The sequence below is a fragment of the Pseudoalteromonas sp. XMcav11-Q genome (assembly GCF_040104525.1).
Lineage (GTDB): Bacteria > Pseudomonadota > Gammaproteobacteria > Enterobacterales > Alteromonadaceae > Pseudoalteromonas.
This window is the reverse complement of the sequence record NZ_JBECOX010000002.1, coordinates 66,652-80,332: the sequence shown is the minus strand read 5'-3', so window position 1 is coordinate 80,332 and position 13,681 is coordinate 66,652. Positions and strand designations below refer to the sequence as shown.

Genomic DNA, 13,681 nt, shown 5'->3' with positions numbered 1-13,681 from the left:
GCAAGGAAACGCTAATGCGTCGCTTCATATTGCTATTTTGTGCATGTTTATCAACATTATCGTCTCTCAGCGTTAATGCTCAGTTTCCTGTCGTAGTGAAAGATGACCGCGACAAACTTGTTACTATTAACACTTCACCCAAAAAGGTCGCCGCGGTCTCAGTATTTGGTGCTGATTTACTCAGTGCTCTAGGTATGCAAGCTGTAGCGATCTCAACACTCAATCATCAGATGTCACCCTACCTCGGTGAGCAAACTAAACATATGCTAGATCTTGGTGAAATTCATGAGACGAACTTGGAAGTGTTGACTGCGCTAAAACCCGATCTCACCATCGGACTGCGTACCTACACCGAGCCATTTGAAGCCAAATTTGAGGAAATCAGTCCCTTTTTAGCTTATGACTTGGTCACCAAATCCGACTCAGATCGGGCTATAATCTCTGCGGCTAAAGCGCTGGGCAAGGAAGCAAAAGGTGCTGAATTAAACCGAGTATTTGCAGATCAGCTCAAGCATTTTGCAACTGCACCTCTAAAAGCACAATCTGTGGTGTTTTTGTGGCATTGGTCAGATGTACCTTATGCATTTTACGACCATCATTTTACCGTTGAAATGATGGCGACCCTCAAAGGTAAAAATAGCGTCGGCACCTCTCCACAGCCGGACTTAAAAAAGCTTGATTCCGCCCCGATTTCGATGGAGTCGTTGTTAAAGCTTAACCCTGATGTAATTATTTCCTTCAAAGGCGAACCTGGGCCCTTTAAATCACATCCAGTTTGGAAGCAGCTCAAAGCCGTTACCAATGGCCGCGCCTACCGAGTCGCAGACCATTACGTGATGCCTCACGGCCCAATTGCTAGAAGGCTCGTCTTACAAGAATTAGCGCATCTATTGCACCCTGACCAATTTGCCCCACCAAGCGACCTAGCTAATAAAGCACGGGCCACACCAATGCAATTTGGTCATTTATAGCAGGTAATGTAAGCACGCTATGATTAACTCAGAGAGACCTCGCTTCGCTACAACGCCCACTGGCTTATATCTAATCGGCGTATGTATGTTACTACTCAGCCTACTGCTGTCTGTAACAATCGGCGACTATCAGCTCACATTAAAAGAAGTTTGGTCTGTACTTATTAACCCGTCAAAGTCACAAGCTAGTTTTGTCGTTTGGGAGCTGAGACTACCTCGTCTAACATTGGCTATCATCGCAGGTACAACACTTGGCATAGCAGGAGCCATTATTCAGGCAGTAACACAAAATGAGCTCGCATCCCCAAGCCTCGTCGGCGTCTCTTCTGGAGCCGCATTGGCTATTGTACTGGTCCTCACTTTTACCGGTTTAAGTACCTACTTCCAATTTATAGCGGGTATATTTGGCGGTGCTTTGGCGATGTCAGTCACACTATGGCTTTCTTGGAAGCAAAAACTAGAGCCTGTGAATCTTATTCTATCTGGTTTATGCGTTTCTCTGTTTTGCGCCGCCGCAACAACTTTGCTACTAATCTCGGTAAGCACTGACACCAGAGGGTTGTTTTATTGGTTGCTTGGCAGCGTTGCAAATCGCACTTGGCAACATGTCTCGTTATTAGCTCCTATCGCATTACTCGGTGTTATTTTATGTGCACTGTTAGCCCGCCCGCTCACCATTTTACAACTCGATAGCGATGTCGTAAAAAGTATTGGGGGAAGTGTAAAACGCTGGCGTATTCAAACGCTCACCGTTGCCGTTGTGCTAACATCTGCCACCGTGGCTGTTACGGGCCCCATCGCTTTTGTGGGGCTGGTTGCTCCTCACTTGTGCCGCACTTTACTGCCCAAGCACTTGGCTTATGAGTACCGCTATGTCTTATTTGGCAGCGCGCTAAGCGGTGCTGTGCTTGTCAGTCTGTCCGACTTACTGGCAAATTATCAGGAGATCCCTGTGGGTATACTATGCGTGCTGTTTGGCGGACCAAGCTTAGTTTGGCTCATCCAATCTCGCTATCAGCAGGCGTCTATATGAATCGAACAATGACTATATCCGCTTGCCGAGAAATTAAGCCTTGGCCTTTCTATGGTTTATTAATCTCACTCATCGCGCTACTTATTTGCTTATTTTTTACCGCGCTAAGTATGGGGTCTGTACCACTGTCGATGCAATCTGTTTGGCAGATACTGATTTCCTCAATACCACAAAATAGTGATTCGAATATTCTTTGGCAGCTGCGTTTACCTCGCTCATTGTTAGCCATGTTGGTTGGGATCCATTTTGCGCTGGCAGGACTAATTTTACAGGCCGTGATCCGCAACCCACTTGCCGACCCTAGTATCTTAGGAGTCAATGGTGGCGCGAGTTTAGCCATCGTACTTTGTTTACTTGTGGTGGATTATATTCAACTTCATGTATTCGGCTTCAGTGATTTCAATTTTAACTTTGCTTGGCTTCCCGCTGTAGCATTGCTCGGTGGGGTGCTAGCCACGGCTTTGGTGTTGAAACTTAGTTGGCGACAGCAACTACAGCCTAATCAATTGGCGCTTAACGGGGTCGCGATAGGCGCGGTGTTAAATGCTTTAGTTATGTGGGCCATTTTGGCATGGGGAGGGAATCGTACAGAAACCAGTTTGATTTGGTTAGCAGGTAGCCTGTATGGCAGGGACTTTAGCCAATTGTTTTTGCTTCTTCCTTGGACATTTGTTGGCGTGCTTAGTTGCTTCGCATTATTAAAGTATTTGTCGATACTGCAATTAGATAGCGATGCCGCACGAACTTTAGGGCTAAACGTCACTAGGTGGCGTTTAATTAGCTTATTGATTGCGGTAGCACTGGCGGCCAGTGCCACCGCAATCACGGGTCCACTCGGATTCGTTGGTTTAATTGTGCCACACTTTGCCAAAGTGCTACTTAACCGACTCGGCTTAGGTACCAGCCTCCCCCACCTGATGGTGGTCTGTATGTTAGCCGGGGCTTCATTAACGCTGGCGGCAGACATTGCAAGCCGAACGCTCATCTCTCCTTTAGAGATCCCCACAGGCACGCTAACCACCTTGATGGGCATTCCCATCTTGCTGTTATTGATCCGCCGCCAAAATTAGGATTTATCATGTTAAATGCAGATCAAATAACCTTACATTATCAACATAGGCCGGTGCTAAAAGACTTGTCTGTCTCTATTGCACGTCATCAGATCACCGCAATTGTCGGTCCAAATGGCAGTGGTAAGTCCACCTTACTTAAACTACTTGGCGGACTCATTCAACCGCAGCAAGGGACTATCTCTTTGGAGCAACAGCCGCTTCACCAATGGTCCCCTAAAACGTTAGCAAAGAAACTCGCATTACTCGGCCAAAGTCCACAAGCTCCAAGTGGTATGCTCGTTAAACAGCTTGTTGGTCATGGTCGATTTCCCTATTTGGGAATGTTCAAGACATTATCGCAACATGATCAGGATGCCATTACTTGGGCGCTCAAAAAGACCAAACTTGAAGCGTTGCAACATAAGCCGTTACAGCATTTATCTGGTGGTGAGCGCCAAAGAGCATGGTTAGCAATGGCCTTGGCACAGCAATCTGAAATTTTACTCCTAGACGAACCCACGACTTATCTAGACTTAGGTCATCAGTTTCAGCTTTTAGACTTACTTAAGCAGTTACAAATTCATGAACACAAAACCATTGTGATGGTGCTACACGATATCAATCAAGCCAGTCAATTCAGTGACCGAATTATCGCTCTTAACAATGGCTCGATAATAGCTGATGGCACACCGCAACAAGTCGTCACAGAGCAAATCATTAAACGGCTGTTCAACATTGATGTTGCAATTGTGTCTCAGTGCTATGGCCAGATAACTAAGCCGCTGTGCTTACCACTTGGAACAGAGGATCAATTTACCTCTAATTCAGCGGCACCACTGCGCAGTGTCGCAATCTAAAATCAACAACAGAAGCTAATGAAATGGAATTAGAAATTCGTGACGTATCAAAAACGTATGCAAACGGTGTTCACGCACTAAAAGATATCAATTTAACCATAAGCAAGGGCATGTTCGGCCTGCTTGGTCCCAACGGAGCTGGTAAAAGCAGTATTATGCGCACCATTGCCACCCTACAAACGCCCGACAGTGGCAAAATATATTTTGATGGGCAAGATATCTTCACAAACCCTGCTGAGTTCCGTCGTCAACTGGGCTACTTGCCTCAGGATTTTGGTGTTTATGCAAATGCATCCGCCACCGATATGCTGGACTATTTCGCTCGTTTAAAGGGTATTCACAATGCCAAGGAACGAAAAAGTCGAATTAATGAATTGTTGGAGCTGGTTAACCTCACAGAGCATTGTCATAAAGCGGTAGATACATACTCAGGTGGTATGCGCCAGCGGTTTGGTATAGCGCAAGTTTTATTGACCAACCCTAAGGTCATCATTGTTGATGAACCAACCGCGGGACTAGACCCAGCAGAGCGCAACCGCTTTTATAGTATTTTGCACCAACTCACTGACAGTGCCATCGTGATCCTCTCCACACATATTGTAGGAGACGTCACTAACCTTTGTGATGATATGGGGATCCTCAACCGAGGAACTCTACTGGCACGCGGCAAGCCCGATGAGCTCGTCGCCTCAATAGAGCACCAGATTTGGCACAAATCAGTATCAAGAAATGAGTTGAAAACACTACGAGACAATTACAAAGTGATTTCGACACGTATTGTTAAAGGCAACATCCAAGCCACTATCCAAAACGACACCGCACCCACCGCAAACTTTATTCAAAGCACTGCGGACCTAGAAGACTTTTACTTCAGCTACGTCCCTGAACTTGCGGTTTAAGGAGCATGTATGTTCACCAGTTTTTTGTTTGAGTTAAAATATCGACTACGCTCCATAGCCACTTGGGGTTGTTTAATAGCCATGATAGCCATGGGCTACCGAGAAATGTTAGGCGGTGAATGGGATACACTCATGCAAAGTGGCAGGGTTGCACGCAACTCGCCATATGCAATCTACTACTTGTTTATGTACTACACATTTTGGGCTGCCACGGTGGGTAGCGCACTGGTAGTCCCAACATTACTCAGGGATCTTAATTCTAAAACTGCAGACTATTTGTATAGTTTTGATATCAATAGCAAACACTATTTTATCGGTAAATATTTAGCGAGTTTAGCTATTGTGCTGTTAGTCATGAGCTCAGTTGTCATCGCCATGGTGACTTTACCTCTGATCTCAAGCCTCTTTGGACTCTACCCAGATAGTGATTTTATAGCAACTTCATGGCCCCATATTTTACACGCTATACTGCTTTGGGTACTCCCAGCTTGCATTGTTTATACCGCTATTCCGTTTGCGCTCACGGCACTCACTGGACGCGCTACACCAGCTTATGCAGCGATGATGATAGCCGTTGGCTCGTTTGTCATTATCACCGCTTTGTTTGGTGACGGCGCACCACAAGCCCCTTGGCTGCAAGTTGTTGATCCATTGGGTAAGGTTACAGTTGAAGGACAAATCTTTTACTGGACGGCACAGCAAAGAATGACCCAGTTTTTAAGTTTAGATGGGGCGTTACTTTACAATCGTTTGCTTTATTTAGCACTAGCATTAGCTTTGCTAGTATTTGCATGGTGGCGCTTCGATTTAACGAAATTTAGAACCAGTAACAACAAAAAAGCCTCAGCAAAACCCGTTGCAAAAGCGCAACAACACACGCACAGTTCAAGCAAACTAAATATGAACCCATTAACCTTGATAACCAATAAAGCCACAGTCTACTGGCTTAAATTCAGCGCCTACTCCGGTTATCTTCAAGCTCGCCAAATCATTACTAATAAGGCGTTTTACCTATCAATGTTGACGCTTTCGTTGATGCAGATCATCGCCGGTTTAAGCTACCGTTTGCCGGGCATGGAGGGCAGCGCAGCTATTTTGCCAAGAACGCACACGCTGCTTCCCGTGTTAATTTATCCCAGTTTGATTTTTACCATGCTTGCCGCCGCTTTTTTTATAGTTGATCAGTGCCACAAAGACCACCAGCTAAATACCGCACAGCTGGTCGCTGTGTGCCCAACGCCCGATTGGCAAGCTCCTTTAAGCCATATAATCTGCGCTGTTCTTGTTGCGTTCGTATTAATGCTAGTGCCTATTTCAGGCTTATTGGGTACACAATTTATACAAGGTTATTTTGACCCCGATTGGCAAAGTTTATTGCATTTGAGTATGCTTGTTTTGCTGCCATTAATGCTCGCTTACGTGTTTATAGCCATCATTAGTTACGGGCTATTGCAGTCTAAAGTTGCCGCACAGGTATGTGCCGTGGTGCTCTGTATTTCTCCTGCGATATTCAATGAAACTCACGCGATAGAGAACTTTATGTATTTATGGGCATGGCCATCTATTGCTCAACTCTCCGAAATTGCATCTACCGAGCAATTTATCATCAGAGATCTCAATCTTATGCTCTACTGGCTCAGTTTTTATTGTGTATTGCTAGTATTAAGTAGCTGGCTGTGGACACGAGGAGTGCTTGCACCTTTTAAAGAAAGATTAATAGCTTTACCACAAAAGGTTACACCGCGATCACTGGCTATTATGCTGTTGTCAGGCACAGTTTTTGGCTATCAAGCCTATTCAATTCATCAAGAGATGATCATTAACGGTCAATTTGAAACACAAGCCGATGGTTATGCTGTACAAGCCGACTACGAAAACCAATACCGGCAATTCGATACACAACCGCAGCCTAAAATTCGCCACGCAGAAATTGCCATATCGCTACACCCAAATCAGCGCGCTATACAATACACGGCCAACTTAACACTGGTTAATTCAAACCAGAATGCAATCGAGCAGTTGCTACTCAACACCAACAACTATACCGCTTTTGATGAAATCTTACTTTCTGGTCAAGCGCTTTCACTGCTCGCTTTAGACAAAGCGCATCATGCCTCGGTTTGGGGCTTGAGTACGCCTCTCATTCATGAGCAACAAAGTCAGCTCAGTTTTGCGGCTTCAGTCAAATATCAAGGCTATAGTAATCACGCAACTGATTACATTGGCAAAGTGACAAAAAATGCCAGCTATATTGATGCAAGTTTTTGGCCTTCCATTGGGTTCGAGAAAAACAACATCATCAAAGACAACGTGTTACGAGAGAAGTTTAACCTTGACCCGCTGGCACCAGACTTTTTCGGCCAATCACAAACACTAGACTTGTACCAACACGACGACGCCGATCTGCTCACCTATAAACTAAAAATTGACGTCCCCAACAATCAAGTAGTTGTGGCGCCGGGGGATCTGCAGAAACACCAAACACAAGGACAGCGCCACAGCTATGAATTTCAAACAATGACCGCGAGTCATTGGGATCCTGTCATTGTGAGCGCCGGATACAAAATTCACCAGTCTACATGGACAAGCGCAAAAACCGGCAAAGATATTCCCATAGAACTGTTTTATCTTAACACCGATGAAGCCATTCTACATTCCATGACACAACGAGCAAAACATGCACTTGAACAAGGCGAAGCAATATTTGGAACCTACCCATACAACAGCTTAAAAATAGCAGCGTTACCTCAGGGTATGGGAGAACAAACGGTTAGCGCAAATTTAGTGCTTATCCCCGAAATGTCCGCTTGGCAACACAATTATAATGATCCATCCAGTTCCGACTGGTTAGAATACACCGTACACGATGCAGTTGCTCAGGTTTGGTGGCAGAATATCGCAATCGCAAACACCGCAGGTTACCCCATACTGTCTGAGGGAGTGCCAACTTGGTTTGCGCTGACCAAATCAAGATTGAGTAGCAAAGCAACACAACAACTATTGGCTAGCATTAAAAATGACTACTTATTAGCACGTACTAAAGAGTCCGGTGTGGAGAAAAACGCCTTAGCATTGACGCACCAACCATACGCCAAAAGTAAATCGCAGCTTGTTGTTTATGAAGTGTCACAGCTCATTGATAATGAGCAATTTAGCAATGTGATCAATGATACCCTAGCACATTATCGAGTGCAGAGTGCTTCACAGCCCATATCGGCACAACAGTTGTACCTGAAGCTGTTGCAAGCCGTAAATCAACCTAAACATGAAAAACAACTAGATATATTATTTCACCAAATGACGCTACATGACGCAAAAGTGCAAAATCTACCTCTGTAAACCCCCATTACAAACGATTAGGGCTGCCACATAAGCGCCCTAATTACTATCAGCCTTGTTCGCTACCTTTAAAAAAAACCGCACAGAGGGGTAATGGCCGTTTTCGGGTAGTGGCTTTCCTTGCTTATTCAGACAATAACGGGCAATAAAAACAGGGCCGACCAAATGGTCAACGCTGACGAGAAGTAAGCCTAAAAACCCATTTCTAGCGCAGCATAACTCAATGCCCAACTACTCTACTATTCGTTGTTACTAGGAGCTAATTTACTATGTTTCGTTATAAGCTGACGTCTGCGGCCAAACCTCTCTTCTCCACTTCTAAACTCAACTATCACATTTCGCGTACCTTGTTAGCAATGAGTTTAGGCGTTTTCTCTTCAGCAGTATTTGCTGATGATCAAGCCAAACATATCGACTTGGAACGAATTGAGGTTACTTCTGAAAAGCGTACCGTGAATATTATGGAAGTTGCTTCTAGCGTAACGGCTATTTTTGGACAAGAACTAGTCGACTCTGAAGCCTATTCAATCACAGATCTTGGACAAGCGATCCCGAGTGTTCACGTTTATAGCTGGGGTGGCCGAAGAGACAGTAATGTATTTATTCGTGGCATAGGCCCGGGTTTATTCACCGAACCCACCATAGGTTTTTACGTCGATGGCGTGAATTATAGTAGCAATAGTATTTTTGATTTGGACCTTGTGGATATAGAGCGTATTGAGGTCCTAAGGGGCCCTCAAGGCACACTATATGGGGGCAATTCTCTGGCTGGTGTTATTAATATCATCACCAAACAACCAGACGAAATGCCGGAATTCAAAGGCGCCTTTTCTGCAGATAACTTTGGCTCAAAGCGGGTTAGATTAGGTGTGAATACCCCCTTGACTGCGGATAATCTATTTCTCGGCTTATCAGCTTCGGCATACAACACCGATGGACATCTTGAAAATACCTACTTAGATAAAGACTTTGGTGCACGCGACGATCTGAGTGCGAGAGCTAAACTTAGATGGATCGCGTCAGACAATCTTGAAGCCAATTTTGTGGTGGATTATGAACGTTTTCGTGGCGATTCGTATGCGATGGGACAACTTGAGCGTATCAAAGCCAACCCAGATCACATAGAACATGATTTTGAAGGAGTTGACGATCGCGATGCACTGGGGGCTTCGGTTACACTGGATTATAGCGGTGACAATGTAAACTTCATCTCGATCACAAGTTGGCGTGACTGGGATAACCTGAACACCGCGGATCAAGATACAGGCAATGACGCAGGATATCAGTTCCATAGTCACTCTGAGGACGACTTTGATCAGCTCTCCCATGAAATGCGTTGGAGCTCTAAAAATACTGAAGACTACCATTGGCTAGTCGGGTTCTATGCCTATCAATCAGATACCCAGAGTACGACAAGAAATGATCTAAACTTCTCCTCTATGTACCCAGGTAGTGGACCCATGGTTGATCGTTCGATTATCGGGAAAGATGACCAAGCTTGGGCAGTATTTGGCCAGGTTGACTACGCAATCACTCAGGATATTACCGTCATTGCAGGGTTACGCTACCATAAAGAACAGCGAGAAGCCGATATTAACATCGACTCTCAGTCCACTGGAGTAACCTCGCAACACGGTGGCAAGGAAGAATTCAGCGAAGTTCTACCCAAATTAGCCCTCTCTTATCAAACTGCCAATAATGACCTTGTTTACGCGTCTTGGAGTAAAGGTTACCGAGCAGGAGGATTTGACACATTATATCCCAACTTAAGCAAGCCTAGCTTTGAGCCTGAATACAGTAATAACTATGAAATCGCCTATAAAGCACTAGCGCTAGAAAACCAACTGAGCTTTTCAATCACTGCATTTTACGTTTCTTTAGACGACCAACAAGTGCAACAGATGTTAGAAAACACCACCATTATCACTGATAACGCTGGCGAAAGTACCAGCCGGGGTGTTGAATTTGAGTCGCGCTACCAGCCTCACCCGGATTGGACCATTGGCTTCTCAAGTAGTTATGTTGACGCCACTTATAGCGAGTATGAAAGTGTGAACTTTGAAACTGGTGCAATAGAAGATTATTCCGATAATCGTTTACCAAACACGCCTAAGATCAGTGCCAACCTGTCCATTAGCAATCGTACAGAACTCAACAGCGACTTCACCTTATTCACACAGTTAGAAAACATTTATATGGGCGATCACTACTTTGATGCAGGTAACCAAATGAAGCAATCTGCATATCACCTTTTAAATGCCAAAGTAGGACTTGAAAGCGAAAGCTGGTACGCGCACTTATGGGTGAAGAATGCGCTTGATGAATATTACTCAAAAGTTGAATTTAACTTTGGTTTCGGTGTCACGGCAGAAGCAGGAAACCCGAGAACCATAGGCCTCACTGTAGGTACTAATTTCTAAACCAATGACGAGTGGAAAGTGGCGCACGCACTAAGCGCCACCGTGACGTTGTATAAATAATATCAATGCGTTGATACGCTTATTAAGGGAGTTACCATGCAAGCTCAATCCGTGTTATTGCTCGGTGGTACAGGTCAAGTAGGCTTAAAAGCAGCTGAGTATTTACTTGAGCATACACAAGCCGCACTTACGTTTGCTTCACGTAGAACAGCCTCATTACCCAGTGCAATTTCGCAACATCAAGACCGAATAAATACTGTACAACTTGATGTCCAAAACACCGACGATTTAAAAACTCAGTTAAAGAATACTGATCTGGTCGTCGCCTGTGTTGGCCCCTCAGGCATTATTGGCGATCAAATAGTATTGGCCTGTAAAGAGTTAGGCTTACCAATTATTGATGCTGGTGGCTACGATCCAGTGTACGCGTCTCTCCACGAGCATGAAAAGAAGCACAGTAGTGAAGTACCGCTCATCATCAACGTCGGTTTGCTACCGGGCTTATCAGGCGTATTCCCCGCCTATCTTATTCAACAATGTAGCCGTGGAGCGGACATCAAATCCTTAGAAGTGCAATACGTTGGCCGAGACGCTTGGAGCTACAATTCGGCATGGGACATTATAAATGGGTTAGGAGACTTTGGTCACGAACGTGGCTTTTGCTACTTGGAAAACCAGCAAGTTAAACGTGAAAAGTTCTCAAAAGCTGGTACTAAAGCACACTTTCCTGCTCCCATAGGCACCGCATCTACTATGTTGATTTATGCAGAAGAAATTGTGCAACTCGCCAACGAACATGACATACAAACAGCTAAAGTCTACGGTGCTAATCTAGGGCCCCGCGCTATGTTTGTTTGCATGATTGCCAAGATATTCAAGATGTACAAAAACCATAAAACTATCGCTCGTGCGGCGCGATGGTTATGTAAGGCCTCAGCTAAAGATATGCGTAAGCTCGACCCAATTTACGCCGTCGATGCCCAAATTAAATGTGCTGACAACCGCGTACACCATGGCCAAATCATTCTAGAAGATACCTATCAGGCTACAGGCTTTATCATCGGTATAACGGCTAAGCAATTATTAAACAATCAAATCACCAAAACAGGTCCAATGATGCTACATGAAGCTGTTGATGCCAATCATTTTATAAAAGATCTCGAACAAGCAGGTGTCGTTGCAGGGCTTATTCTTTCTAAATCAGACAACAACACCAAACAGGAGGCTGCATGAGTAAAAATATCATCGTCTTGGGAGGTACAGGTGAGTCGGGCAGGCGCATTATCAACTTACTCAGTGAACGCCTCTCAGATTTAAAAATAAGCTGTGCGGCACGGCGAACACCAAAAGCGGGCATATTGCCAGAGCATATTAACTTTGTTCCTTTTGATATAAATGACAAAGCCAAAAGCATTGAAACACTCAAAAAGTTCGACTTAGCTGTGATTGCTTTAGGTCCAATGGATAAATTTGCCCTACAGGCGCATCAACTGTGCTTGAACGCGAATATAGATGCCCTCGACATTAATGACAGCCTACAGGCTGCAGATCAAATACACGCACTGAATACTGAGGCCCAATCAAAACAACGTTTGCTACTCACAGGTATGGGCTTCTCCCCTGGTATTTCAACACTACTGTTAACTGAGCTTGCGCATAAAAAAGCATCTGCAACGGGCTATTATCAATGTCGTTTGTATATGGGCGCAGCCTATGGTGGCGGCGAGACCAGTCCACAAGCGATTTTAGCAAGCTTTACCAATCACTTAACCTGCTGGCGAGAAGGGACTCGCAAGCAGGTTGAGACGCCTTGGCAGGACACACAACACCAGTTTGCTTTTCCAGCATTGAAAAAGCCAGCCGACCTAATTCCATTTGCAACACCTGAAGTCGCTGGGCTTGGTTGTGAGTATGTTGCTGAAGACCTAGACATAAAGCACCTAGATAGTCGTTATCACATCCAACACCTAACGCTTGGATTTGCAAAGTTTATGAGTAAATATCGCTTAGGCGAACGTAAAAATACATTTTTCTCCAAGATGTTTTTTAACAATGGGCAAAAGCTCAAAACCAAAAAAGAGTCAGATCCCGATACTTGTTTATGGGTTTACCCAGACAATAATCCGCAATCAGGGCTAATGTTACACGGGGTTATTTCTTCTTATGAACTAACCGCCAAGATGGCATGTGTTGTGGTTGAGTGTTGGCTAAACAATGTGTTCTTTGACAGCTATGGCGTCAAAGCCGTAGAGCATTTGTCTTATAAAACGCGCCAAAAGCTACTGCAAACATTGGCTTTATATGGTGTCACGGCAAAACCTGCAAACACCCAGAACACACATCGAGCAGATCAAGAGTTTGGCTGGGTAGACAGCGTATCATCAGACATCAATAGTCTCAGAAATTTGGGGTTAAATTGGTATACAGTAACAAAGCAACATCCAAAAATGGCCAAAAGGCAACAAGAATATCTCTATAAATCAGAGATATGGCGAGCACTTAAAGAGGCCACCAGTAGGTATAGCTTTGCAAAGTTTGTAATTTCTACGCTGTTAGCATGGCGTCGAGATAATAAAGGCTTACAGCACTGGCGCGATAGACACCAAGGAGAATATACCGAAATCTGGAAGTCCATCACTAAAGATATGAGTATGTTTAGCTCAGGTTATGGCAACGCGAGGAAACTACTAGGACAGGATAAAGCCTACCGATTATATCGTGACATGTTTCTAGAGACAGGCAAAATGGAAATGCGCTGGCTATGGCCTAATCCTGAATCCTTTAATATATTCGAAAACAAAGAGAATGTGATTTTAGAGTACTGGCTCACTTGGCTTAGAAACTACGCCAAACTTGGCCTATTTACATTAAGCGAATCACAGGCTGACTCCTCAACGATTTGCATTTCTATCACCGACTGTGCGTATGCCGCTATGTTTAATGAGCTAGGTTGCCCTGAGCTTGCTGACATGGTGAGAGAAATGGAGCAAGAAGCACTAACCTTTTTAGCCAGTCAGAGTAATTTGAACATAACTTGGAACTTTAAAGGTGAAGGTGTTGTTGACATCACTTTGAGTAAAACGCTAACGCTCCAAGCCATGGGCTAACGG

The 13,681-nt window shown here is 44.6% G+C and carries 9 protein-coding genes; all 9 read left to right on the top strand.

The genetic code is table 11. The features are described from left to right. Nucleotides 1-14: 14 nt before the first annotated feature. The 9 genes from ABMY45_RS03830 (at nucleotide 15) to ABMY45_RS03790 (ending at nucleotide 13,678) form a co-directional block, all read left to right on the top strand. On the top strand, nucleotides 15-971 hold the full coding sequence (locus tag ABMY45_RS03830; RefSeq protein WP_349288425.1) for an ABC transporter substrate-binding protein: 957 nt from the start codon (nucleotides 15-17) through the stop codon (nucleotides 969-971). A gap of 19 nt (nucleotides 972-990) precedes the next feature. After that, nucleotides 991-2,004 (top strand): iron ABC transporter permease, encoded by a 1,014-nt coding sequence (locus ABMY45_RS03825; RefSeq protein WP_349288424.1) that lies wholly within the window; start codon nucleotides 991-993, stop codon nucleotides 2,002-2,004. After that, nucleotides 2,001-3,074: an iron ABC transporter permease gene (locus ABMY45_RS03820; protein ID WP_239421006.1), complete on the top strand. Its 1,074-nt coding sequence runs from the start codon at nucleotides 2,001-2,003 to the stop codon at nucleotides 3,072-3,074. The genes ABMY45_RS03825 and ABMY45_RS03820 overlap by 4 nt, the downstream gene beginning before the upstream one ends. An 8-nt stretch (nucleotides 3,075-3,082) precedes the next feature. After that, nucleotides 3,083-3,913 carry an ABC transporter ATP-binding protein gene (locus tag ABMY45_RS03815; RefSeq protein ID WP_349288423.1) on the top strand — a complete coding sequence of 277 codons (831 nt, stop codon included), beginning with the start codon at nucleotides 3,083-3,085 and terminating at the stop codon, nucleotides 3,911-3,913. A gap of 23 nt (nucleotides 3,914-3,936) precedes the next feature. Continuing rightward, a complete protein-coding gene (locus ABMY45_RS03810) occupies nucleotides 3,937-4,812 on the top strand; it encodes an ABC transporter ATP-binding protein (protein WP_206471745.1) in 876 nt (291 codons plus the stop codon). 9 nt (nucleotides 4,813-4,821) lie between these two features. Then, on the top strand, nucleotides 4,822-8,151 hold the full coding sequence (locus ABMY45_RS03805) for a hypothetical protein (protein WP_349288422.1): 3,330 nt from the start codon (nucleotides 4,822-4,824) through the stop codon (nucleotides 8,149-8,151). A 269-nt stretch (nucleotides 8,152-8,420) separates the two neighbouring features. Further along, nucleotides 8,421-10,571 carry a TonB-dependent receptor gene (locus ABMY45_RS03800; RefSeq protein ID WP_349288421.1) on the top strand — a complete coding sequence of 717 codons (2,151 nt, stop codon included), beginning with the start codon at nucleotides 8,421-8,423 and terminating at the stop codon, nucleotides 10,569-10,571. A 96-nt stretch (nucleotides 10,572-10,667) separates the two neighbouring features. Next, complete coding sequence (locus ABMY45_RS03795; protein ID WP_349288420.1) at nucleotides 10,668-11,804, top strand: NAD(P)H-binding protein; 1,137 nt, start codon at nucleotides 10,668-10,670, stop codon at nucleotides 11,802-11,804. Beyond that, nucleotides 11,801-13,678, top strand: a complete 1,878-nt coding sequence (locus tag ABMY45_RS03790; RefSeq protein ID WP_349288419.1) for a hypothetical protein — start codon at nucleotides 11,801-11,803, stop codon at nucleotides 13,676-13,678. Before ABMY45_RS03795 ends, ABMY45_RS03790 begins: the two co-directional genes overlap by 4 nt. The last annotated feature ends 3 nt before the right edge of the window (nucleotides 13,679-13,681 follow it).